The organism is Streptomyces sp. NPDC032721 (genome assembly GCF_055579625.1).
Genome location: NZ_JBVIMX010000001.1, coordinates 1,247,409 through 1,270,919, shown reverse-complemented (window position 1 = coordinate 1,270,919; position 23,511 = coordinate 1,247,409). Strand labels below are relative to the sequence as shown.

Below are 23,511 nucleotides of genomic sequence, written 5' to 3'. Positions count from 1 at the left end.
GGCCGACCGTACGGCGGCGGGGCGTCCGGGGCGGGCTCATCCGGCGGCGGGCCTGCCCGCCTCCGCCCGTACCGCGGCCAGCGCCTCCGCCAGGGCCCGCGGGTCCCGCGTCGAGAGGTACGCGTACGGCGTCGGGTCCGCCGGGTCCGTGATGCGGACCCGCAGCGCGGTCGGGATGTACGAGCGCAGCAGCATGAAGGCGCGCGGATCGGCCTTGTGGGTCCGCCAGGCGCGGGCCTCCTCGGCATCCAGCACCTCGGCCTCGCCCAGCGCGGACACCGGGATCCGGGCGTCGCCCGCGACCAGCGAACCGGCCACCACCCTGATCCTGGCCGAGCCGTACGAACTCACGGCGACGGCCGACAGCGCGATCCCGCCGATCACCCCGCCCAGCATCGGCAGCGGGCCGACCGGCAGCAGGATCAGCCCGCACGCGATCCCCACCAGCACGGCGATGAACCACCAGGAACGGGGCGCGGTCAGACGTTCTTCGTAAGGCTGCATGCCGTCCAGCTTGGCACGGTGTGCCCCGCCCGGTCCCATGCGGGTGCGGTGCCTTCGCCCTGCAGGGGCGGGCGGGATCTTCCCCGTAGGGGAAACCGCAGTAAGGTCTGCGCCTGTGAGTACTGAGAACCCCCGGGAGGCGACCCCCGGAAGCACGGCCGGCTCCACGGCCCTGACGCCCCCGGCCGAGGCCATAGCCCCCGTCCGGCACCCCGACGCACCGGCCCCGGGAGAGCTTCTCGGCGCGCACTACGAACACTGTTTCGGCTGCGGCGACGGTCAGGCGCACGGGCTGCACCTCCAGGCACGGGCCGGCGAGGGCGTCCGCGTCAGCGCCGAATTCACCGTCCAGGCGGCCCACCAGGGAGCCCCCGGGCTCGCCCACGGCGGCGTACTGGCGACGGCACTGGACGAGACGCTCGGCTCGCTGAACTGGCTGCTGCGGGTGATCGCGGTGACGGGGCGGCTGGAGACCGACTTCGTACGTCCCGTACCCGTGGGCACCGTGCTGCACCTCGACGCCGAGGTCACCGCCGTGCACGGACGCAAGATCTACTCCACGGCGACCGGACGGATCGGCGGCCCGGACGGGCCCGTCGCGGTCCGCGCGGACGCCCTCTTCATCGAAGTCAAGGTCGACCACTTCATCGACAACGGCCGCCCGGAGGAGATCCGGGCAGCCATGGCCGACCCCGACCAGGCCAGGCGCGCCCGCGCCTTCGAGGTGAACCCATGAGCCGCAACCCCGTCGACGTACTCATCCGCCGGGTGGACCCCGACGTACCGCTGCCGTCGTACGGTCACCCCGGTGACGCCGGGGCCGATCTGGTCACCACCGAGGCCTGCGAGCTCGCCCCCGGCGAGCGGGCGGTGCTGCCGACCGGCGTCTCCCTCGCGCTGCCCGACGGATACGCCGCCTTCGTGCACCCGCGATCGGGTCTCGCCGCCCGCTGTGGTCTGGCCCTCGTGAATGCCCCGGGAACGGTGGACGCCGGGTACCGTGGGGAGATCAAGGTGATCGTGGTCAATCTGGACCCGCGCGAGAGCGTGCGGTTCGAGCGTTTCGACCGGATTGCCCAACTGGTCGTCCAGCAGGTCGAGAAGGTGCGCTTCCACGAGGTCGCGGAACTTCCCGGCTCGGCACGGGCCGAAGGGGGCTTCGGGTCCACCGGCGGCCACGCCGCGGTGGGCGGCCCCGAGGGTGCTCCGGTGAACGGCGCGACGGTTGGCCCGGATGACTCAACGGGTGGGAACTCATACGCTTCGGTCGTTATCGACCGGGAAGGACAGTGACGTGTTCGGACGTCGCAAGAAGAGCGAATCCGCCGAGGACGAGGCGGGCGTGACCGAGCAGGTCGCCGACGAGGTACAGGCCGACGAGGACGGCGACGGCGAGGTGCGCAGGGTGAACCTGCCGCCGGCGCCGCGCCCCGACGGACCCTGGGACGTCTCCGAGGTCTCCGAGCCCGGCCAGGACCGGGTCGACCTGGGCGGCATCTTCGTGCCCGGTGTCGACGGCATGGAGCTGCGGGTGGAGGTCGCGGGAGACGCGATCGTCGCCGCCACGGTCGTCCTGCGCGACAGCGCCATCCAGCTGCAGGCCTTCGCGGCGCCGAAGAAGGAAGGCATCTGGGGCGAGGTCCGCGAGGAGATCGCCACCGGCATCACCTCGCAGGGCGGTGTCATCGACGAGGTCGAGGGGCCGCTCGGCTGGGAGCTGCGCGCCCAGGTCCCCGTACAGCTGCCGGACGGCAACAGCGGTGTGCAGCTGGTGCGTTTCGTCGGCGTGGACGGGCCCCGCTGGTTCCTGCGCGGAGTGATCTCCGGCCAGGGCGCGGTGCAGCCGGAGGCCGCGGGCGTACTGGAGCAGATCTTCCTGGACACCGTGGTCGTACGGGGCGAGGGGCCGATGGCGCCGCGCGACCCGATCGTCCTCAAGCTGCCCGACGACGCCCAGATGGTCGCCGAGGGCGTCCAGCAGGAGGAGCAGGCGGAGTCCCGCTTCTCCGGCGGCATGGGGCAGTTGCAGCGCGGCCCGGAGATCACCGAGGTGCGCTGAGCACTTCTCGGTGCCTGTAGTTACGCGGCCGGTGGCCCGCACCCCTTCGGGGGTGCGGGCCACCGGCCGTTGTGCTGCGTGCGGCGGGCCGGGTGCGGTGCGCTGCATGTGGTGCGCTGCGTGCGGAGGGGCCAATTCCGTTGCAGTGGGCGGGAGTTGGTGCGCGCCGGGCCGTTGCTCCGGGCTCGGAGTGGCTCCCATACTGTGGCGGACCGCTCGGGGGAGGAACGGTTCGTGAGTGGATTTCGCAGGTCCGGGCGCAAGGGCGCGCCCGTCCTCGCGCCCGTCCTGGTGCGCTGGGGGCGCCACCACGCCCTGGTGCTGTGCGCGGCGGCGCTCGCGGTACTGCTCGCCGCGACCGTGCTCGCCGCGCTGGCCGCCCTCACCGAGCAGGCCGTCGAGGGCGGTGCGCGGCAGCGGCTCGCCACCGACCGGAGCGCGGTGCTCACGGTGCTGGGCGACCACGCCAGGACGGGCGGCGGTGCGCCGACGGCCGACCAGCGGCGGACGGACGCGGCGGTACGGGCCGCGGTGGACCGGACCTTCGGCGACGTCCGGCACCGGACCAGGGCGGCGCTGCGGGCGCCCTCGGCGTTCGCGTCCGAGTTCGGCGTGGTCGACCCGGGCGGCCGGGAGCGGCGCGACCTCACGGTGGCGGTGGTCTCCGTGGAAGGAGACGGCGGCCCGGCCGCGGGCGGCGGGGCCGGGGACGCGCGGCTGGTCGAAGGACGGTGGCCCGAGGCGGCCGGGGCGGCCCGGGCGGCCGGTGGCCGGCTGGAATGCGCGTTGCCCGCGGGGCTCGCGGTGCGGCTGGGAGTGCGGCCCGGGGGAGACTTCGCCCTGGTCGTCGCCGAAGGACGGCGCGTCCAGGCGCGGATGACCGGCACCTACGACAGCGGCGCGGGCAACCCCGCCCTGTGGCGCGGCGTCACCGGGTCCTTCGGGTCCCCGGACCGGCTGGTGGCCGTCCCGCGCGCCTCCTTCCTCGCCGAGCCGCAGCTCGCGGACCACGCCAAGGACCTGTGGCTGGCGGTGCCCGAGGCCGGTGCCGTCCGGCTCGGCGACGTGGAACCGCTCGGCGAACGGCTGCGCCGGTTCGTCGGCAGCGACACCGCCCTGTCGGTGTTCGGCGGCACCGCGCCGCCCAAGGACGTACAGCTCAAGGTCGACGACACGCTGGCCGGTGCGCTGAGTCAGCTGGAGACGCCGATCGCCGTCTCCCGGGCCGGGCTCTACGTCCCCGCCAGCCTGCTCGCCGCGCTGGCCGCGGGCGTCCTGGTCCTCACCGCCAGACAGCTCGCCGAGCACCGGCGCCCCGAACTCGCCCTGCTCGCCGCGCGCGGCGCGGGCACTCCCCGGATCGCCGGTTCCGCCGTCGCGCACTGGATCGCCGTCGCCGTGCCCGCCGGACTCGCCGCCCCCTTCCTGGCCGGCCCGCTGCTGACCGGGCTCGCCGGGGCCGGGCTGGTCCCCGGCGGCGTACCCGAATCGGCGCTGCTGCCGCTCGGCTGGTCGCTCGCCCTGCTCGCCGTGCTGGTGCACGGGGCGGCGATGCTGGCACCCGCGCTGCGGGCAGCGGGGGACCGGGAGGCCGCCATGCGGCTGCGGCGCAGGCTGGGCCGCTTCTCCGGGGTGCAGCGGGTGGGCACCGATCTGGTGCTCGCCGCGGTCGCCGTGCTGGGGTGGCTCCAGCTGCGGCAGTACCGTACGCCCGTCGTCGACGGCGGCGGGGTCGACCCCGTCCTGGTCCTCGCACCTGTCACCATGACCTGCGCGGCGGCCCTGCTCGCCCTGCGGCTGCTGCCGCTCGCCGCCCGGATCACCGAACCGCTCGCCCGGCGCGGCCGGGGGCTGGTCCTGCCGCTCGGCGGCTGGCAGGTGGGACGCCGGGCCTCGGGGCACGCGGGGCCCACCCTGGTGGTGGCGCTCGCCCTGGCAGTGGGCGCCCTCAGCAGCACCTCGCTGGCCATGCTGGAGCGCGGCGACCGCGACCAGGCCGCCTTCGCGGTCGGCTCCGACCTGAGCATCGTGCCCGACCACACCTCCGGAGTGCCGTCGGGGCAGCGGTACGCGAAGTACTCCGCCCTGCCCGGGGCGTACGCGGCCTCGCCGGTCTTCGAGACCTCGGCCACCTACGGCCGGGAGCCGATGGGCATCACCTCCCTCAACACCGCCACAGGCCCGGTGCCCACGCTCCGCGAGGACCTCGCCGACCGGCCGCTCGGCGAACTGCTCGCCCCGCTCGGCAAGGACGTCCCCCTCCAGGGAACGGCCCTGGACCCGGTGCCGGCAGGGACCGGCGGAAGCGGCCCGCAGGGCGGACTGCCGGTGCGGGTGCGGCTGACCGCCGACGGGCCTGGGACGCCCGCCCCGGTGATCATGACGGTCGTCCTCCAGGACGCCGACGGACTCTCGCACCCCGGCAAGATCCTGCTGATGCCCGACAGGTCCGGGGCGGGGCAGGCACGGACGGTCTCGCTGCCGCTCCCCGTCCGGCCGGACCGGCAGCGTCCGGTACGTGTCGTCCAGCTCGGCCTGAGCATGGAGCGGGAGACCGTGCAGCGCACCTACCGGCTGACCGTCGACCGGGTGCCGGGACTCGCCGTCCACCCCCCGTGGTACGACCCGGAGTACGGCAAGGGCGACCCCCGCGACGCGGCGGGCTGCCCCGCCCCGCCCGGGGGCGCGGGCGGAGGGGGCGGCGGCGTCAGGGTGATGCCCGCCGGACCCGTGCTGTGCTCCGACACCCCGCGTGCCGGGAGCCTGCTGGACGGGGTGGTGCGGGGCCCGCAGGTGTCCGGCCAGTTCCCCAAGTGGCGGGCCGCCTGGGTGCCGAGGCCGCAGGGCCGGGCACTGCCGCCGCTGCCGGTGCTGGCCACCGGACCCTTCCTGGAGACGGCGCGGGCCGGGGTGGGCGACACCGTCGTGGTCAACCTGCTCGGCGAGCGCCCGCTGCGCGTGCGGATCACCGGCCGGATCGCCGGGGTGCCCGGCACCGACCGCGCCGTGCCGCGCCTGCTGGCCGACTCCCGCGCGCTCGCCGCCCGGCTCGTCTCCTCCGGCCGGCCGCCCGAGCGCGAACGGGCCTGGTGGGTGGCGGTGCGCGGCGGCGTACCGGACGCCGCGATGACCGCCGTACAGCAGCACGGGTACGGGACCGCGACGGACGTCGCACAGGTACGGCGGGAGCTGTCCGCCGACCCGCTGAGGGAGGGCGCGCGCGGGGCGCTCACTCTGTGCCTGATCCTCGCGCCCGCCTTCGCGGTGGTGGCGTTCACCCTGCACACCGCGCTCAACGCCCGCGCCCGGCAACGCGAGTTCGCCCTGCTGCGGGCGCTCGGGGTGCGGCGCGGACAGCTCGCCGCGTACCTGTGGACCGAGCAGCTGTGCATCGCCGCCGTGGCGGCCCTGCTCGGCACCGTCCTGGGCACCGCGCTCGCCTCCGTGATCATGCCGCTGGTCACCGTGGACGGGAACGGCAGCCCGGTCTTCCCGTGGCTGGTGACCGAGGTGCCCTGGGGGCGGGTGGGGCTGACCGTCGCCGCGACGACCGCGCTGATCTGCGTGGTGGTGACCGTGGCGGCACGCTTCCTGGCGCGGACGGACCTGGCGCGGGTGCTGCGAGCGGGGGAGGACCGATGAGTACGGGGGAGAACACGGCGGCAGGGCAGGTGGGGGAAGGGCGGGTACGGGCAGGGCGGGTACGGGAGCTGCTGCGCGCGGCGCCCCTGCGGCGGGCCGGGGCCGAGGCGCCGCTGCTGGGCTGTCTCGCGGTGCTGACCGCGCTGCTCGCCCTGGTCGCGGCGGTGGGCCCGGCGGTGGTCGACCGGCTCGCCGGGAAGGCGCTGGCCGACCGTACCGAACAGGCCCAGGAGGCCTCCCCGGCCATCCAGTTCAGCAGCGTCTTCGGGCCGACGGAGACCGAGGGCCCGTTCGACGGCGCGCTCGCCGGGGACCTGGAAGTGGCCGGGAACCTCATCGAGGGCTCCGCCCCTCCGGCGCTCGCCCAGCACGTCGTCCACGCCTCCACCCGGGTCGAGATCAACGCGGGCGCCGCCCGGACCCCCGGCGGCGAGGGCCGGTTCCAGCTGTTCCTGGCCGACGACGCCCCGAAGCCCGGCGCCTACGCACAGGGACGGCCCCCGTCCGCCACCCGCACCGAACTGGAGATCGCCGTCTCCACCCGCACCCGCGACGCGCTCTCGCTGCGCCTGGGGCAACGGCTCGACCTGATCCCCGCGCCCGACAGCAGACAGGCCGCGGGCAAGGGCGTGCTGGTCGGCTTCTTCCGTCCCGAGGACACCGCCCTCCAGCGCGAGGTGCCGGTGCTCGCCACGCCCCTGACCGCGCCCGGTGCCGGTTCCGCCAGGACCTGGCAGGTGGCCGGGATCGTCGGCGCCGCCGCCGTCGAGCAGCTCCAGTGGGACAACGACCTTGACATGCTCGCCATCTGGCGGATGCGGCTGCGCCTGGACGCGGAGTCCGCCACTTCGTTCGCCACCCCCGAGGGCCGCTCGCTGCTGCGCCGGAGCGTCTCGCAGTTCGACGAGAACGCGCCGGTCCAGTTCTGCGGGAGCTTCCTCCACGGCTCGGGCGGCTTCGGCTGCGCGGTCGGGGCGCACCGGGCGGCCACCCTCGTGACCACGGGCGAACTCCTGCGGATCCTCGACGAGTTCGACAAGGACTGGTCCCGGGTGCGGGTCATGATCGCCTTCGCGCCGGTCTCGCTGTACTGCGTGGGCCTGGCCGCCTGCGTGGCCGCGGCCCTGCTCGCGCTGCGCCGGCGGCTGCCCGACGACCGGCTGCGGCGGGCCCGGGGCGCCTCCGCCACCCGGCTGGCCTTCGCCGCCGCCGTACGGACCGCACCCGTGGTGCTGCTCGGCTGGGCCTTCGGGGTGCTGACCGCGCGGTGGTACGGGCCCGGGGGCGGCGCACCGCCCGACAACCGGACCGCCCTGGGCGTCGCCGTCGGCGTCTGGCTGGTGCTGCCCGTGCTCACCTGGCACGCGCTGCGCGACGGCGCGCTGCACGCGCCCGCGCGCACCCGCGTGCGGCGGGCCAGGAGCGCCGCGCTGCGCCGCCTCACCGTGGAGGCGACGCTGCTGCTGCTCACCGGGGCCGGGGTGTACTCGCTGCACGCGCGCGGAGTGGTGGCGGAGCCCGACCTCCAGATGGCCGCCGTACCCGCCCTCCTCGGGGTCTGCGCGGTCATCGTGCTGGCCCGCTGCTATCCGCCGCCAGTACGGGCCGCCGCCCGCTGGGCCGCGCGCGGGCGGGGCGTGGTGGCGATGGTCGCGCTGTCCCGGGCGGCGAAGGACGCCCCGTCCCGGGTACTGGCCCTGCTCGTCCTGGTCACCACCCTGGCCACCGCCGTCTTCGCCGGACTCGTCGCGCAGACCCTCACCGAGGGGCGGCTGGACACCGCGCGCAGACTGGCGGGCGCGGACGCCTCGTACACCGCGGAGCGGCTGGACGCGCGGACCGTGAGCAAGCTGTCCGCGACCGCCGGAGTGCGGCACCGCACCACTCTCGAACTCCGTACCGCCGAGCTCACGGACGCCAGTAGCGGAGCCAATCACGGCTCCGTCGACCTGATCTCCGCGGACGGCGCGGCACTGCGCGCCGCGGCCCCGGGCTCGGCCGTCGGACGGGCGCTGGCCGGGCTCCGTACCAAGAGCGGCGGTACGGACATACCGGTGCTCGCCGGACCCGGGCTGCGACAGGGCGGCGTCTACACGGCCCGGGTGCGCGGCAACGACGTCCGCGTCGAGGTGGTGGGCCCGCTGCCGTCGGACGTGGCGAGGGACGACGCGATCGGGCCGGTGCGCGACACGTCCCGGGCGCCGGTGCTGCTGACGGACAGGGCGGCGCTGGGCAAGCCGGACGTGCCGGCCGGGAAGCCGGGCGAGTCCACCGTCAAGATGGCGTCGCTGCTGCTGTACGGGCCGGACATCGACCGGGCCGCACTGCGCGCACTGGTGCCCAGGGCCGCCGCCACGTCCGCCATCGGCAAGCTGCGCATCCTCGCCGACGAACGGGCCGCCGTCGCCGACGACGGAGTGGTGGCGGCGCTGACCACGGCGTACCGGCTGTGCACCGTACTTACTGTGCTGCTGGCGCTCTTCGCGCTCGTACTCGATCTGCTGCTGTCCGCGCCGGAACGCGGGCGCACCGCCGCCCGGTTGCGGACCATGGGCCTGGGCGACCGGGCCACCGGCGCCCTGCACCTGCTGCAACTGCTGCCCCTGGTGCTGGCCGCCGCGATCGGCGGCAGCGCGCTGGGACTGCTGCTGCCCGGCCTGCTCGGCCCCGCCCTCGACCTGCGTGGCTTCACCGGGGGCCCGGACGTGCCCGAACCGCGCGCGGACTACCGGGGGACGGCCGTACTCGGCGCCGGATTCCTGCTGCTGGTCGCCGCGGCCGTCGCCGTGGAGACCGCCATGGCCCGGCGCCGCAGGCTGGGCGCCGTACTGCGACTGGGAGAACAGAGATGACCGGTACGAGCGGTACGGACAGTGGGCTCGCCGCGCTGGAGGAGCGCGTGCGGGCCGCCCGGGAGCCCGTCGCCGACGAGGGCCTGATCGTCTGCGACAACGTCGTACGCGTCTACCGCACCGAGGACGTCGAGGTGCAGGCTCTCCAGGGACTCGACCTGGTGGTCGACGAGGGGGAGTGCGTGGCGCTGGTCGGGGCCTCCGGATCCGGCAAGTCCACCCTCCTGTCGATCCTCTCGGGCCTCGACCTGCCGACCGCGGGACGGGCCAGGGTCGCCGGACACGACCTGCTGGCCATGGGGCGCGGCGAACGCCTCGGCTACCGCCGCCGCACCGTCGGCTTCGTCTGGCAGCAGACCGGCCGCAACCTGCTGCCGTACCTGACCGCCCTGGAGAACGTCACGCTGCCGATGAAGTACGCGCGCGTGCCGCGCCGCGAGCGGGCCACGCGCGCGGGGGAGCTCCTGGACGCCCTCGGCGTCGGGTACTGCCGGCACCGCAGGCCGCAGCAGATGTCGGGCGGCGAGCAGCAGCGCGTCGCGGTCGCCGTCGCGAGCGCGAACAGCCCGCGCGTGCTGTTCGCCGACGAGCCGACCGGCGAACTCGACACCGCCGGCGGCACCGAGGTCTTCGCCGCACTGCGCCGCGCCAACGAGGAACTCGGCATGACCGTCCTGGTGGTGACCCACGACCCGCTGGTCTCCGACCAGGTCCGGCGCACCGTACGGATCAGGGACGGCCGCACGGCCACCGAGACGCTGCGCGCCGCGGGCGACCCGGGTGGCGAGGAGTTCGCCGTACTGGACCGGGTCGGCAGGCTCCAGCTGCCGCGCGAGCACATCGAGCGGTACGGGCTGCGCGGCCGGGTTCGGCTCAGCGCGGAGAGCGACCACGTCGGGGTGTGGGCGGACACCGACAGGGCCGGGGCGGACGACCGGACCGGATGATCGTCCCGCAGGCTGATGCCGGTTGTCGGAGCCATGGGCAACACTGGGCCCAGGGACAGCACAGGGGTACGAGTGGGGGAGCGGACAATGGCCGACAGCACGGGTACGGCGGCGAGTTCGGGCGCGGGCACCGCCACGATGCCCGGGGAGGCGCCCATGGTGGAGGTGCGGGACCTGCACCGCTCCTTCGGCAGCGGAGCGGCCGCCGTGCACGCCCTGCGGGGGGTCTCCTTCGAGGTGCCGCGCGGTGAACTCGTCGCGCTCAAGGGCCGGTCCGGCTCGGGCAAGACCACCCTGCTCAACCTGGTCGGCGGGCTCGACCGCCCGGACGACGGCAGCGTCACCGTCGACGGCACCGCGATCGGCGGCCTCGACGAGAACGGGCTGCTGGAGCTGCGGCGGGACCGGATCGGGTTCGTCTTCCAGTCCTTCGGGCTGATACCCATCCTCAGCGCCGCCGAGAACGTCGGGGTGCCGCTGCGGCTGCGCAAGGCCGACCCGAAGGAGCGCGAGGAGCGGGTCGCCCTGCTGCTCGGCCTCGTCGGGCTCGCGGACCACGCGACGCAGCGGCCCGGGGAGCTGTCCGGCGGACAGCAGCAGCGGGTGGCCATCGCCAGGGCCCTGGCCAACCGGCCCGCCCTGCTGATCGCGGACGAGCCCACCGGACAGCTGGACGCGGAGACGGGACTCGCGGTGATGGAGCTCCTGCGGGCGGTGGTGCGCAGCGAGGGCGTGACGGCCCTGGTCGCCACGCACGACGCACAGCTGCTGGGGCTGGCGGACCGGGTGCTGGAGCTGCGGGACGGCCGGATCGTCGACGCGGACACCGAAGCGGACACCGACGCGGACACCGAAGCGAACGCGGATGCGGTGGCGGCCCAGGGAGCGCCCGACGGCGGCTGAGGAGCCGCCCGACGGCAGCCGACCAGGCCCCGGCGGGCCCCCGCGCGGCATCAGAATCGTGTCAAGGCGGGCCCGCCCACCTGTGACATGTCCGTAATGTCTGAATCGCTGGACGTAAGGTCGACAGCAGCGCACACAGGCTGCCTGTGTCCACGTGAAAGACAATGAGGCCATGGGACGCGGGACACGAGGAACACTCCGGATCTACCTCGGCGCGGCACCGGGCGTCGGCAAGACCTACGCCATGCTCTCCGAGGCCCACCGCCGGGTCGAGCGCGGCACCGACTGCGTGGTCGCCTTCGTCGAGCACCACGGCCGCCCGCGCACCGAGGTCATGCTGCACGGCCTCGAAGAGGTGCCCAGGCGGGAGATCCCGTACCGGGGCACCACCTTCACCGAGATGGACGTGGACGCGGTCCTGGAGCGCGCCCCCGCCGTCGCCCTCGTCGACGAGCTCCCGCACACCAACGTCCCCGGCTCCCGGCACGCCAAGCGCTGGCAGGACGTCGAGCTGCTGCTCCAGGCCGGCATCGACGTCATATCCACGGTCAACATCCAGCACCTGGAGTCGCTCGGCGACGTCGTCGAGTCGATAACCGGGGTGCGCCAGCGCGAGACCGTCCCCGACGAGGTCGTCCGCCGTGCCGACCAGATCGAACTGGTCGACATGTCGCCGCAGGCGCTGCGCCGCCGGATGGCGCACGGCAACATCTACAAGCCCGACAAGATCGACGCCTCGCTGTCGAACTACTTCCGCCCCGGCAACCTCACCGCCCTGCGCGAGCTGGCCCTCCTGTGGGTGGCCGACCGGGTCGACGAGTACCTCCAGCAGTACCGGGGCGAGCACAACATCCGCTCCACCTGGCAGGCCCGCGAGCGCATCGTCGTCGGCCTCACCGGCGGCCCCGAGGGCCGCACCCTGATACGCCGCGCCTCCCGGATGGCCGCCAAGGGCTCCGGCAGCGAGATCCTCGCCGTGTACGTCGCCCGCAGCGACGGCCTGACCTCCGCGTCCCCCAAGGAGCTCGCCGTCCAGCGCACCCTCGTCGAGGACCTGGGCGGCACCTTCCACCACGTCATAGGGGACGACGTACCGAGCTCCCTGCTGGAGTTCGCCCGGGGCGTCAACGCCACCCAGATCGTCCTCGGCTCCAGCCGCCGCAAGACCTGGCAGTACATGTTCGGCCCCGGCGTCGGCCAGACCGTCGCCCGCGACTCCGGGCCCGACCTGGACGTCCACATCGTCACCCACGACGAGGTCGCCAAGGGCCGGGGCCTCCCGGTCGCCCGGGGCGCCCGCCTCGGCACCTCCCGGATCCTGGCCGGCTGGCTGGTCGGCGTGCTGGGCCCCGTACTGCTGACGCTGCTCCTGCTCAGCATCAACAACGTTCCCGGCCTCGCCAACGACGTCCTGCTCTACCTCTTCCTCACCGTCCTCGCCGCCCTGCTCGGGGGTCTGTGGCCCGCCCTGGCCGCAGCGGCGGCGGGCTCGATGCTGCTCAACTTCTTCTTCACCCCGCCCACCCGCACCCTCACCATCGACGACCCCAAGAACATCGTCGCCATCGTGATCTTCTTCGCGGTCGGCGTCTCCGTCGCCTCCGTCGTCGACCTGGCCGCCCGCCGCACCCACCAGGCCGCCCGGCTGCGCGCCGAGTCCGAGATCCTGTCCTTCCTCGCGGGCAGCGTGCTGCGCGGCGAGACCACCCTCGACGCCCTCCTGGAACGGGTCCGGGAGACCTTCGCCATGGAGTCCGTCGCCCTCCTGGAGCGCGTCAGCGACGTCGACCCCTGGACCTGCGCGGGCAGCGTGGGCCCCGCTCCCGCCGAGCGCCCCGAGGACGCCGAGGTGGACATGCCCGTCGGCGACCACATGGCGCTCGCCCTGTCCGGCCGCGTGCTGCCCGCGGAGGACCGCCGGGTGCTGGCGGCCTTCGCCGCCCAGGCCGCCGTCGTACTCGACCGGGAACGCCTCGTCGGCCAGGCCGAGGAGGCCCGCAGGCTCGCCGAGGGCAACAAGATCCGCACCTCCCTGCTCGCCGCCGTCAGCCACGACCTGCGCACCCCCCTCGCCTCCATCAAGGCCGCCGTCACCTCCCTGCGGTCCGACGACGTGTCCTGGTCCGAGGCGGACGAGGCGGAACTGCTGGCCGGCATCGAGGAGGGCGCCGACCGGCTCGACCACCTCGTCGGCAACCTCCTCGACATGTCCCGCCTCCAGACCGGCACCGTCACCCCGCTGATCCGCGAGACCGACCTCGACGAGGTCATCCCGATGGCACTGGTCGGCGTCCCCGACGACAGCGTGGAGCTGGACATCCCCGAGACCCTGCCGATGGTGGCCGTCGACCGGGGCCTGCTGGAGCGCGCCGCCGCCAACCTCGTCGAGAACGCCGTCAAGTACAGCCCCGAGAACATCCCCGTGGCGGTCTCCGCGAGCGCCCTCGACGACCGCGTCGAGGTCCGGATAGCCGACCGCGGCCCCGGCGTCCCCGACGACAGCAAGGAACGCATCTTCGCGCCCTTCCAGCGGTACGGGGACGTCCCGCGCGGCGCCGGGGTCGGCCTCGGCCTCGCGGTCGCCCGGGGATTCGTCGAGGCGATGGGCGGCACGCTCACCGCCGAGGACACCCCCGGCGGCGGCATGACGATGGTCGTCACCCTCAAGGTCGCGCCGGGACAGACCCCGGTGAGCGCCGACTTCTCGGCCCAGGTGCTCTCATGAGCCCCCGGCCCGCAACACCCACACCGACAGCAGTGAGGAAGGTCCCCATGACCCGGGTGCTCGTGGTCGACGACGAGCCGCAGATCGTGCGCGCCCTCGTGATCAACCTGAAGGCGCGCAAGTACGAGGTGGACGCGGCGGCCGACGGCGCCTCCGCCCTCCAGCTCGCCGCCGCCCGCCACCCCGACGTGGTGGTGCTCGACCTCGGCCTGCCCGACATGGACGGGGTGGACGTCATCAAGGGGCTGCGCGGCTGGACCCGCGTACCGATCCTGGTGCTCTCCGCCCGGCACACCTCCGACGAGAAGGTCGAGGCGCTCGACGCGGGCGCCGACGACTACGTCACCAAGCCCTTCGGCATGGACGAACTCCTCGCCCGGCTGCGCGCGGCCGTCCGCAGGGCCGAACCGGTCGGCGGCGGCGAGGAGGGCGACGTACTCATCGAGACCGAGGGCTTCGCCGTCGACCTCGCCGCGAAGAAGGTGCACCGCGAGGGCCGCGACGTACGGCTCACCCCCACCGAGTGGCACCTCCTGGAGGTGCTGGTGCGCAACACGGGACGCCTGGTCAGCCAGAAGCAGCTGCTCCAGGAGGTGTGGGGCCCCTCGTACGGCACCGAGACCAACTACCTCCGGGTCTACATGGCCCAGCTCCGCCGCAAGCTGGAGACGGACCCCGCCCACCCGAGGCACTTCATCACCGAGCCGGGCATGGGGTACCGCTTCGAGCGCTAGGGCGGGGGCGAGGGGGCCGGGGCCGGGGTGGTGCCGGGCCCGTCGCGACAACGTACCGAGGTCGTGACTACGGCCGGTGACCCCGTCGGCCCTCTCCCCGGTACGCTTCGTGTATGAGTGCCGTACCTCGACCCGACAAGCCGACCGGGCGGTTCCGCCGGATGCTCGACCGCCTGTCCAGCTCACAGGAGGACCTGCACTCCGCCGAGCTCCAGGAGGACACCCAGTCCGCCGGCTGCACCCCCATATCCGCCTGCGACGACAGGCAGATCGTCAAGGTGACCGGTACGTTGCGCACGGTCACCCTGCGCCCGCGTGCCGGAGTGCCGGCCCTGGAGGCCGAGCTGTTCGACGGCACGGCACCCCTCGACGTCGTCTGGCTCGGCCGCCGCTCCATCGTGGGCATCGAACCCGGCCGCAAGCTCATCGCGACCGGCCGGATCTCCATGAGCCACGGCCGCCGGGTGCTCTTCAACCCCAAATACGAACTCCGACCGCTCGGACAGGAGTAGCCGGTGACGTCTTACGACAAGCCGACCGCCACCCCCCACCAGGGCTCCCAGCAGGACCCCCACCAGAGCCCCCGGCAGGACGCCGCCCCCGCCCCCGGACACGTGGTGCCCGAGGGCGCGCCGCCCCAGGACCCCGCCGCCAAGGCGGTCACCGAGGCCGCGCTCTTCGAGGCGTTCGGCGGTGTGCGCGGCATGGTCGAGACCGTGCTGCCCGGCCTGCTCTTCGTGACCATCTTCACGATCAACAAGGACCTGCACATCTCGGCGATCGCGGCCCTCGGGGTCTCGCTCCTGCTGGTCCTGGTCCGGCTGGTCCGCCGGGACACCATGAAGCACGCCTTCAGCGGCGTCTTCGGCGTGGCCTTCGGCGTCGTCTTCGCGATGATGACGGGCAACGCCAAGGACTTCATGCTGCCCGGCATGCTCTACACCCTCGGCCTGTCCCTCGCGTACCTGATCAGCGCGATGGCCGGAGTGCCCCTGATCGGCCTGATCCTGGGCCCGGTCTTCAAGGAGAACCTCTCCTGGCGCACCCGTAACCCCGGCCGCAAGAAGGCATACACGAAGGCCAGTTACGCCTGGGGCCTGATCCTGTTCACCAAGTGCGCGATCCTCTTCCCGCTGTACTGGTGGGCCGACACCACCAAGTTCGGCTGGGTGGTCGTGGCGCTCAAGATCCCGCCGTTCCTGCTGGCGGTCTGGCTGACCTGGGTCTTCCTCGCCAAGGCACCCGCGCCCATCGACGTGTTCGCGGAGATGGAGGCCGAGGAGAAGGCCGAGAAGGAGCGCAAGGCGGCGGCGACTGCGGCCCGGCGCAACGAGGCCTGACCGGCCCACCGGTCGCACGTACACCGGTCGCACGTACGAGGGAGGGGCCCGCACCATTTCCGGTGCGGGCCCCTCCCTCGTACGTCACCCGGCTCAGCTCTTCGGCATGTCCTCACGGCGTACCGACAGCAGGTCCTCCAGCTGCTCCTCGCGCGCCTGCGCCGCCACGAACAACAGCTCGTCGCCCGGCTCCAGGGTCTCCTCCGGAGTCGGCGTCAGTACGCGCGTACCGCGGATGATCGTGACCAGCGAGGTGTCCACCGGCCACTCCACGTCGCCGACCTGCGTGCCCGCCAGCGCGGACTCGGGCGGCAGGGTCAGCTCGACCAGGTTGGCGTCGCCGTGGCTGAAGCGCATCAGCCGTACGAGATCACCGACGCTCACCGCCTCCTCGACCAGCGCCGACATCAGCCGCGGCGTGGACACCGCGACGTCGACGCCCCAGGACTCGTTGAACAGCCACTCGTTCTTCGGGTTGTTGACGCGGGCCACCACCCTCGGCACCCCGTACTCGGTCTTGGCGAGCAGGGAGACGACCAGGTTGACCTTGTCGTCGCCGGTCGCCGCGATCACGACGTTGCAGCGCTGCAGCGCCGCCTCGTCCAGCGAAGTGATCTCGCAGGCATCGGCGAGCAGCCACTCCGCCGTCGGCACCCGCTCCACCGAGATGGCGGTCGGCGCCTTGTCGATCAGGAGCACCTCGTGCCCGTTCTCCAGGAGCTCGCCCGCGATGGAACGCCCCACCGCGCCCGCTCCGGCAATCGCGACCCTCATCAGTGACCTTCCTCGGGACCCAGCGAACAGGCCGCCTCGACCTTCGCGATCTCGTGCGTGTGCATCATCACGTGGACGAGGTCGCCCTCCTGCAGCACCGTCTGCGAGGTCGGCAGAACCGCTTCGCCCAGCCGGGTGAGGAACGCGACACGCACGCCCGTCTCCTCCTGCAGCTTGCTGATCTTGTGACCGATCCAGGACGGCGCGATGTGCACCTCCGCGAGCTGCACACCCCCGCTCGGGTCACGCCACAGCGGCTCCGCGCCCGAGGGCAGCAGCCGGCGCAGCATCTGGTCGGCGGTCCAGCGGACCGTGGCGACCGTGGGGATGCCCAGGCGCTGGTACACCTCGGCACGGCGGGGGTCGTAGATACGGGCGGCGACGTGCTCGATGCCGTACATCTCGCGGGCCACCCGGGCCGCGATGATGTTCGAGTTGTCCCCGCTGCTGACGGCGGCGAACGCCCCGGCTTCCTCGATACCCGCCTCGCGGAGGGTGTCCTGATCGAATCCGACCCCGGTGACCCTGCGGCCGCCGAATCCGGATCCCAGTCGGCGGAAGGCCGTGGGGTCCTGGTCGATCACTGCGACCGTGTGCCCCTGCTGCTCCAGGGTCTGCGCGAGAGCGGCTCCCACTCGCCCGCAGCCCATGATGACGACGTGCACGTCCGTCCTTCCGTCCTTCCGGCCGTTAAGAGTCCATCAAGAGTTTTCGTTCACTTTTTGTCGGACTCACAAGAGTCTCAGACCGCCGCCCAAGCTACACACGCACGGTGGTCCGCGGGGACCCCCGGTCAGAGAGCACTTCGCGGTGGTCCGGGCCATCCCGGCGACGTCCCGGGAGATTCCGTGGCGGCCGGGGGTGGTGGATGAGCCACGCGCGTTCGACCGCTTACGATCCTCTGCGTGTCCAAACTGACCGACGTGCCCAAACGGATCCTGATCGGCCGGGCCCTGCGCAGCGACAAGCTGGGAGAAACGCTCCTCCCCAAGCGCATCGCACTTCCCGTCTTCGCCTCCGACCCGCTCTCCTCCGTCGCCTACGCGCCCGGAGAAGTCCTGCTCGTACTCTCCATCGCGGGCGTCTCGGCGTACCACTTCAGCCCGTGGATCGCACTCGCGGTCGTCGTCCTGATGTTCACCGTCGTCGCCTCCTACCGGCAGAACGTGCACGCCTACCCGAGCGGCGGCGGCGACTACGAGGTCGCCAACACCAACCTCGGCCCGAAGGCCGGACTCACCGTCGCCAGCGCCCTGCTGGTCGACTACGTCCTGACCGTCGCCGTGTCGATCTCTTCGGGCATCGAGAACCTCGGCTCAGCCATCCCCTTCGTCGTCGAGCACAAGGTGCTCTGCGCGGTGGCCGTGATCCTCCTGCTCACCGTGCTCAACCTGCGCGGCATGAAGGAGTCGGGGAAGCTCTTCGCCATCCCGACGTACGTCTTCGTCGCGGGCGTCTTCATCATGCTCGCCTGGGGCGCCTACCGGTCGCTGACCGGCGACGACATGGCCGCCCCCACCGCCGACCTGGAGATCAAGCCCGAACACCCGGGCCTGGCCGGCTTCGCCCTGGTCTTCCTCCTCCTGCGCGCCTTCTCCTCCGGCTGCGCCGCCCTCACCGGCGTCGAGGCGATCTCCAACGGCGTCCCCGCCTTTCGCAAGCCGAAGTCGAAGAACGCCGCCACCACACTGGCCCTGATGGGCACCCTGGCCGTCGTGATGTTCTGCGGCATCATCGCGCTCGCCATGAACACCGGCGTCAAGATGGCCGAGAAACCGGCCGTCGACCTGATCCGCGACGGAGTCCCGGTCGGTGACTCCTACGTCCAGAACCCGGTGATCTCCCAGGTCGCCGCCGCCGTCTTCGGCGAGGGCACCTTCTTCTTCGTCCTGCTCGCCGCGGCGACGGCCCTCGTCCTGTTCCTGGCCGCCAACACCGCGTACAACGGCTTCCCGCTCCTCGGCTCGATCCTCGCCCAGGACCGCTACCTGCCCCGCCAGCTGCACACCCGCGGCGACCGCCTCGCCTTCTCCAACGGCATCGTGCTCCTGGCCGGCGCCGCCGTCCTCCTGGTCGTCCTCTACGGCGCCGACTCCACCAAGCTCATCCAGCTCTACATCGTCGGCGTCTTCGTGTCCTTCACCCTGAGCCAGATCGGCATGGTCCGGCACTGGAACCGCCACCTGAAGACCACCAAGGACCAGGCCAAGCGCCGCCGGATGTACCGCTCGCGGGCGATCAACACCTTCGGCGCCTTCTTCACCGGCCTCGTCCTGGTCGTCGTCCTGGCCACCAAGTTCACCCACGGCGCCTGGGTCGCCCTGCTCGGCATGGTGATCTTCTACGGAACGATGTCGGCGATCCGCAAGCACTACGACCGCGTGGCCGACGAGATCTCCGCCGCCGAAGGCCCCTCCGACGACAGCCTGCGCCCCTCCCGGGTGCACTCGATCGTCCTGGTCTCCAAGGTCCACAAGCCCACCCTCCGCGCCCTCGCCTACGCCAAGCTCATGCGCAGCGACCGCCTGGAGGCCCTCTCCATCAGCGTGGACCCGGCCGAGACGAAGGCCCTGCGCGACGAGTGGGAACGCCGGGGCATCAACGTCCCGCTCAAGATCCTCGACTCCCCCTACCGGGAGATCACCCGCCCGATCATCGAGTACGTGAAGGGCCTGCGCCGCGAGAGCCCGCGCGACGTCGTCTCCGTCTACATCCCCGAGTACGTCGTCGGCCACTGGTACGAACACCTCCTCCACAACCAGTCCGCCCTGCGCCTCAAGGGCCGGCTGCTCTTCACGCCGGGTGTGATGGTCACCTCCGTCCCCTACCAGCTCGAATCCTCCGAAGCGGCCAAGAAGCGCGCCAAGAAGCGGGCGGACTGGAATGCGCCGGGTGCGGTACGGCGGGGCCCGGTGGACCGGCGCCCCAAGGAGACCTCGAAGAACTGACCGCGCACCTGCCTGGCACCGGCACTGGCACCGGTCAGGCTTGCCTTGGTCGGGCGGCCGGACAACACCCACGTAGACTGGTGGGCTGTTGTCCGGCCGTTCCCTTTGATCGATCCCTTGGAGTACCCCGCCATGCAGTCACAGCCCAAGGAATCGTCGAAGGCAGCCCCGGAGGAGCCGAAGGACGCCAAGCCCAAGGTCTCCCTCGTCGGTACGGAGTACGAGGTCGAGGTCGGCCCCGTCGCCCACGGCGGCCACTGCATCGCCCGCACGGCCGAGGGCCAGGTCCTCTTCGTGCGCCACACCCTCCCCGGCGAGCGGATCATCGCCCGCGTCACCGACGGCGACGAGGGCGCCCGCTTCCTGCGCGCCGACGCGGTGACGATCCTCGACCCCTCCAAGGACCGCGTCGAGGCCCCCTGCCCCTTCTCAGGCCCCGGCAAGTGCGGCGGCTGCGACTGGCAGCACGCCAAGCCCGGCGCCCAGCGCCGCCTCAAGGGCGAGGTCGTCGCCGAACAACTCCTCCGCCTCGCGGGCCTCACCCCCGAGGAAGCGGGCTGGGACGGCACCGTCATGCCCGCCGAGGGTGACAAGCTCCCGGCCGGCCAGGTCCCGCAGTGGCGCACCCGCGTCCAGTACGCCATCGACGCCGACGGCAACGCGGGCCTGCGCAAGCACCGCTCCCACGACGTCCAGCCGATCGACCACTGCCTGATCGCCTCGCCCGGCGTCTCCGAACTCGGCATCGAAAAGCGCACCTGGGAAGCCATGGCCTCGGTAGAAGCCATCGCCGCCACCGGCTCCAGCGACCGCCAGGTCATCCTCACCCCCACCCCCGGCGGCCGCCTCCCCCTCGTCGAACTCGACAAGCCGACCTCGGTCCTGCGCGTCCACGAGAAGGACGGCAGCGTCCACAAGGTCCACGGCCGCGCCTTCGTCCGCGAGCGCGCCGACGGCCGCACCTACCGCGTCGGCATGGGCGGCTTCTGGCAGATCCACCCCCAGGCCGCTGACACCCTGATGCGCGCGGTCATGCAGGGCCTCATGCCCCGCAAGGGCGAAACCGCCCTCGACCTCTACTGCGGCGTGGGCCTCTTCGCGGGCTCGGTCGCCGAACGCGTGGGCGACCAGGGCGCCGTCCTCGGCATCGAGTCCGGCAAGCGCGCGGTCGAGGACGCCCGCCACAACCTCGCCTCGATGCCCAATGTCCGCATCGAACAGGGCAAGGTCGAATCGGTCCTCCCGCGCACGGGCATCACCGAAACCGACCTGATCGTCCTGGACCCGCCCCGCGCGGGCGCCGGCAAGCAGACGGTCAAACACCTCTCCACCCTCGGCGCCCGCCGCATCGCCTACGTGGCCTGCGACCCGGCGGCCCTGGCCCGCGACCTCGCCTACTTCAAGGACGGCGGCTACAAGGTCCGCACCCTGCGCGTCTTCGACCTCTTCCCGATGACCCACCACGTGGAGTGCGTCGCGATCCTTGAGCCTGCGGGAAAGGGGCTCTGACCTGCAGTTTTGGTCGGTGCGCATGATGCGCGTTATGTGCGCTACGGGCGCATTCTTGACGCTCATTTGACGCTCGGAGAGGTGTTCTGACGCTCATTTGACGCTCGTCCTGATGGAGTGTCAGGCCACTCTTCGCCCTGTTCAAGCACTGCTCTTGGCGGTCTGCGAGCGTCCGAGCAGTGCGGATGATGGAGTTCGGGGGGCCATTGGGGGCTTGCCGAGGCGCTTCAGCTCCTGCTTGTTGAGGGTTGTCTCTGCGGGCACGGCGACCCTGGAGAAACCCGCGCCGTTGTTCGGCGGCGACCCATGGGGAGAAGGGATGCTGCGTCCATGGAGCTGTTGACTGCTGATCAGGTCCGCGCACTGGTGGTTGCCGCCGTTGCAGATCCGGAGATGGATCTTGCGGCTCCTCTCGCGCTCTCGCTGATGGCACGTGAGGGGCTGCCTGTGACGATCTTGTCGTCGCTTCGACATGCGGACTACCATCCCGGCGGTGGTGAGCATGCGGGCAGCCTGACCTATTTCAAGGGAGGCCAGATCCTCACTGTGCCCTTGTCGCAGGAGTCCGAGCTCCTTCTCGCGGCATACCTCGAATAGACCCGGGATGGTCACACGGTGCATACCGGCATGTCCGGCTGCACCACGCTTCGGTCACTACGACATGGGTGACCTGGAGTGTGGCTGCGCACCGAGCGGGATGTGGAGCGTTTCCAGGGCTCGCTTTATGTGGGCTACGCCTCGGCGGAACCCTCTGTACGGGCAGTCGGTCCAGGGATTATTCGGGTGGGGGTGCGTGGTTCTGGGGCGTGCCTTTCGACGAACGGGCGAGGAGTGGCGGTGGATTGTTAATGGTGCCCAGGATTGCCGGTTTGGCTAATCGGCAATCCCGGTCTATGTTTCGCCCTCGCGCCCTATGGCGAACGCGTTCATGCCGCCCGTTTCAGCGGTGCTGCGACCCGAAGTAGCCGAGGCGGTGCCGAAGCTGGTCGACCGTTCCTTTATCCAGCGGAGGCCGTAGTGAGGCTGCGACCCAAAGTCGCAGAGGCAGAGATCATCGTCGCGTACGCCATGTACCTGCGGGACAAGCCGTAGTGGTGTTGCAACGTGAAGTTGCAGAGGCCGGCCCGAACTGGTGGTCGGCAACGTGTCGATGGTGCCGCCGTAGTGGTGCTGCGACCCGAAGTCGCAGAGACAGGGGACGGGCGTAGCGCTCGTTGACCAGGACGGCATCGCCGTAGTGGTGCTGCGACGTCGAGTCGCAGAGGCAGCGGACGCCCGCACCTGGAAGATCGAGCGGATTACGGAGCCGTAGTGGTGCTGCGACGCGCGGTCGCAGAGGCCGGGCGTAGACCACGCAGCCAGTGTTGCCGGCGAGCGGGTCGTAGCCGCGCAGCGACCCAGTGGCGGTGGCGGTTCCGGCGGGGCTGCCAGGCTCGCGAAGCGACCGCGCCGTAGTGGTGCTGCGACCCGAAGTCGCAGAGGCAGCCTTTCCCGGCCGCGCCGAGGTTCCCCGACAGGGGCCGCAGTGGTGCTGCGACGTTGAATCGCAGAGACAGACGTCCCGAAGGGGCACAAGTTCCCGGCGCTGAAGCTGCCGTAGCGGTGCTGCGACGTCGAGTCGCAGAGACGGTGTGGATCGTCCTCCAAGCGACGGAGATCCTGGCGGGGCCGTAGTGGTGCTGCGACGCAAAGTCGCAGAGACAGCACATCCAGCCGTAACTTTCCGGGTCGACGTCGAAGCCGTAGTGGTGCTGCCACACGAGGTCGCAGAGGCAGACTCCTGGTCGCCTGGGGTGAACAGCGCCTCGGGGCCGTAGTGGTGCCGCGACGTAAGATCGCGGAGGCAGTGGAGGGTCCGGCAAACGCTGCGTGATCCGGGCGAGAGCTGTAGTAATGCTTCGAAGCCGAATCGCGTAGACATCTGCTTGAAGGGTTCGACGCGACCAAGGGGGTCGACCCGTAGTGGTGCTGTGACACGTGGAGTCGCAGAGGTAGGACCGCGCCGATCAGGGTGTAGAGCACCAGTGGGGTGCCGTAGTGGTGCTGCGCGTCGAGTTGCAGGGCGGGTCGCTGCCGGTCGACAGAGCCATGCGTGCCTGGTCGCCGTAGTGGTGCTGTGACCCGAAGTCGCAGAGGCAGCGTACGGCCCGGGTGATGATCTCGTCGCGGTTCCCGCCGCCGTAGTGGTGCTCCGACTCGAAGTCGCAGAGGCTGGCCGAACGTAGAATCTTCTGAAGGTCCCAGTCGGTGCCGTAGGGATGCTGTGACGCGAAGAGGCAGGACGGGCCGACCGCGCTCTCCTCACGCGCCGGTTGACAAAGCCGCGGTGGTGCTGCGACCCGGAGGCGCAGGGAGGCGGCCTTGGCGGCACGGCGGATGAGGACGGGGCCGCCGTAGTAGTGCTGCGAGTCGAACTCGCAGAGGCGGTATGGACGCGGTGATGCCGACATGGGTGGGATATGCGCCGAAGTGGTGCTGCGGCCTGAAGTCGCAGAGGCAGTCGATCGGGGCGGCCGGCGCGTGCCAGGTCATGAAGGCCCCGAAGCGGTGCTGCGACCTGAAGCCGCAGAGAGA

Annotated in this window: 17 protein-coding genes and 1 pseudogene; 14 read left to right on the top strand and 4 right to left on the bottom strand. The window is 72.1% G+C overall.

Annotated elements, in window-relative coordinates; translation table 11 throughout:
- Nucleotides 1-36: 36 nt before the first annotated feature.
- Nucleotides 37-504 (bottom strand): DUF3093 domain-containing protein, encoded by a 468-nt coding sequence (locus ACZ5PB_RS05495; protein ID WP_468687975.1) that lies wholly within the window; start codon nt 502-504, stop codon nt 37-39.
- A gap of 193 nt (nt 505-697) precedes the next feature.
- Here ACZ5PB_RS05495 and ACZ5PB_RS05490 point away from each other — a divergent pair, with 193 nt between their 5' ends.
- The 11 genes and pseudogenes from ACZ5PB_RS05490 (at nt 698) to ACZ5PB_RS05440 (ending at nt 15,706) form a co-directional block, all read left to right on the top strand.
- Entirely contained in the window at nt 698-1,240 is a 543-nt protein-coding gene (locus ACZ5PB_RS05490; RefSeq protein WP_468688292.1) for a PaaI family thioesterase, read from the top strand.
- The gene (gene dut / locus ACZ5PB_RS05485; protein WP_468687973.1) at nt 1,237-1,797 is read left to right on the top strand and encodes a dUTP diphosphatase; all 561 of its coding nucleotides are present in this window, start codon (nt 1,237-1,239) and stop codon (nt 1,795-1,797) included. The genes ACZ5PB_RS05490 and dut overlap by 4 nt, the downstream gene beginning before the upstream one ends.
- 1 nt (nt 1,798) lies before the next feature.
- On the top strand, nt 1,799-2,563 hold the full coding sequence (locus tag ACZ5PB_RS05480) for a DUF3710 domain-containing protein (RefSeq protein WP_468687972.1): 765 nt from the start codon (nt 1,799-1,801) through the stop codon (nt 2,561-2,563).
- 234 nt (nt 2,564-2,797) lie between these two features.
- Nucleotides 2,798-6,205 carry an ABC transporter permease gene (locus ACZ5PB_RS05475; RefSeq protein ID WP_468687971.1) on the top strand — a complete coding sequence of 1,136 codons (3,408 nt, stop codon included), beginning with the start codon at nt 2,798-2,800 and terminating at the stop codon, nt 6,203-6,205.
- Complete coding sequence (locus tag ACZ5PB_RS05470; RefSeq protein WP_468687969.1) at nt 6,202-9,057, top strand: FtsX-like permease family protein; 2,856 nt, start codon at nt 6,202-6,204, stop codon at nt 9,055-9,057. Before ACZ5PB_RS05475 ends, ACZ5PB_RS05470 begins: the two co-directional genes overlap by 4 nt.
- On the top strand, nt 9,054-10,004 hold the full coding sequence (locus ACZ5PB_RS05465) for an ABC transporter ATP-binding protein (protein ID WP_468687967.1): 951 nt from the start codon (nt 9,054-9,056) through the stop codon (nt 10,002-10,004). Before ACZ5PB_RS05470 ends, ACZ5PB_RS05465 begins: the two co-directional genes overlap by 4 nt.
- Before the next feature lie 138 nt (nt 10,005-10,142).
- Nucleotides 10,143-10,823 (top strand): annotated as a pseudogene (locus tag ACZ5PB_RS05460) (ABC transporter ATP-binding protein); the annotation flags it as partial.
- Between the two features lie 256 nt (nt 10,824-11,079).
- On the top strand, nt 11,080-13,632 hold the full coding sequence (locus tag ACZ5PB_RS05455; RefSeq protein WP_468687966.1) for a DUF4118 domain-containing protein: 2,553 nt from the start codon (nt 11,080-11,082) through the stop codon (nt 13,630-13,632).
- 47 nt (nt 13,633-13,679) lie between these two features.
- Nucleotides 13,680-14,366 (top strand): response regulator, encoded by a 687-nt coding sequence (locus tag ACZ5PB_RS05450; protein ID WP_468687964.1) that lies wholly within the window; start codon nt 13,680-13,682, stop codon nt 14,364-14,366.
- 113 nt (nt 14,367-14,479) lie between these two features.
- Nucleotides 14,480-14,878, top strand: a complete 399-nt coding sequence (locus tag ACZ5PB_RS05445) for an OB-fold nucleic acid binding domain-containing protein (RefSeq protein ID WP_468687962.1) — start codon at nt 14,480-14,482, stop codon at nt 14,876-14,878.
- A 3-nt stretch (nt 14,879-14,881) separates the two neighbouring features.
- Nucleotides 14,882-15,706 carry a DUF3159 domain-containing protein gene (locus ACZ5PB_RS05440; protein ID WP_468687960.1) on the top strand — a complete coding sequence of 275 codons (825 nt, stop codon included), beginning with the start codon at nt 14,882-14,884 and terminating at the stop codon, nt 15,704-15,706.
- 93 nt (nt 15,707-15,799) lie between these two features.
- Here the strand turns inward: ACZ5PB_RS05440 and ACZ5PB_RS05435 are convergent, their stop codons facing one another.
- The gene (locus ACZ5PB_RS05435; protein ID WP_468687958.1) at nt 15,800-16,480 is read right to left on the bottom strand and encodes a potassium channel family protein; all 681 of its coding nucleotides are present in this window, start codon (nt 16,478-16,480) and stop codon (nt 15,800-15,802) included.
- The gene (locus ACZ5PB_RS05430; protein ID WP_468687957.1) at nt 16,480-17,145 is read right to left on the bottom strand and encodes a potassium channel family protein; all 666 of its coding nucleotides are present in this window, start codon (nt 17,143-17,145) and stop codon (nt 16,480-16,482) included. Before ACZ5PB_RS05430 ends, ACZ5PB_RS05435 begins: the two co-directional genes overlap by 1 nt.
- A 240-nt stretch (nt 17,146-17,385) precedes the next feature.
- Here ACZ5PB_RS05430 and ACZ5PB_RS05425 point away from each other — a divergent pair, with 240 nt between their 5' ends.
- From ACZ5PB_RS05425 to ACZ5PB_RS05415, 3 genes are all read left to right on the top strand, one after another.
- On the top strand, nt 17,386-19,428 hold the full coding sequence (locus ACZ5PB_RS05425; RefSeq protein ID WP_468687956.1) for an APC family permease: 2,043 nt from the start codon (nt 17,386-17,388) through the stop codon (nt 19,426-19,428).
- A 132-nt stretch (nt 19,429-19,560) separates the two neighbouring features.
- Complete coding sequence (locus ACZ5PB_RS05420) at nt 19,561-20,937, top strand: class I SAM-dependent RNA methyltransferase (protein ID WP_468687955.1); 1,377 nt, start codon at nt 19,561-19,563, stop codon at nt 20,935-20,937.
- Nucleotides 20,938-21,267: 330 nt separating this feature from the next.
- Complete coding sequence (locus tag ACZ5PB_RS05415) at nt 21,268-21,534, top strand: hypothetical protein (RefSeq protein ID WP_468687954.1); 267 nt, start codon at nt 21,268-21,270, stop codon at nt 21,532-21,534.
- Between the two features lie 1,409 nt (nt 21,535-22,943).
- Here the strand turns inward: ACZ5PB_RS05415 and ACZ5PB_RS05410 are convergent.
- Complete coding sequence (locus tag ACZ5PB_RS05410; RefSeq protein ID WP_468687953.1) at nt 22,944-23,387, bottom strand: hypothetical protein; 444 nt, start codon at nt 23,385-23,387, stop codon at nt 22,944-22,946.
- Nucleotides 23,388-23,511 lie beyond the last annotated feature (124 nt).

Bases quoted from the DNA above. Each gene is read 5' to 3' on its own strand.
- ACZ5PB_RS05410 (WP_468687953.1), bottom strand. From the start codon at position 23,387: ATGTCGGCATCACCGCGTCCATACCGCCTCTGCGAGTTCGACTCGCAG.
- ACZ5PB_RS05465 (WP_468687967.1), top strand. From the start codon at position 9,054: ATGACCGGTACGAGCGGTACGGACAGTGGGCTCGCCGCGCTGGAGGAG.
- dut (WP_468687973.1), top strand. From the start codon at position 1,237: ATGAGCCGCAACCCCGTCGACGTACTCATCCGCCGGGTGGACCCCGAC.
- ACZ5PB_RS05445 (WP_468687962.1), top strand. From the start codon at position 14,480: ATGAGTGCCGTACCTCGACCCGACAAGCCGACCGGGCGGTTCCGCCGG.
- ACZ5PB_RS05495 (WP_468687975.1), bottom strand. From the start codon at position 504: ATGCAGCCTTACGAAGAACGTCTGACCGCGCCCCGTTCCTGGTGGTTC.
- ACZ5PB_RS05455 (WP_468687966.1), top strand. From the start codon at position 11,080: ATGGGACGCGGGACACGAGGAACACTCCGGATCTACCTCGGCGCGGCA.
- ACZ5PB_RS05470 (WP_468687969.1), top strand. From the start codon at position 6,202: ATGAGTACGGGGGAGAACACGGCGGCAGGGCAGGTGGGGGAAGGGCGG.
- ACZ5PB_RS05435 (WP_468687958.1), bottom strand. From the start codon at position 16,480: ATGAGGGTCGCGATTGCCGGAGCGGGCGCGGTGGGGCGTTCCATCGCG.
- ACZ5PB_RS05415 (WP_468687954.1), top strand. From the start codon at position 21,268: ATGGAGCTGTTGACTGCTGATCAGGTCCGCGCACTGGTGGTTGCCGCC.
- ACZ5PB_RS05450 (WP_468687964.1), top strand. From the start codon at position 13,680: ATGACCCGGGTGCTCGTGGTCGACGACGAGCCGCAGATCGTGCGCGCC.
- ACZ5PB_RS05420 (WP_468687955.1), top strand. From the start codon at position 19,561: ATGCAGTCACAGCCCAAGGAATCGTCGAAGGCAGCCCCGGAGGAGCCG.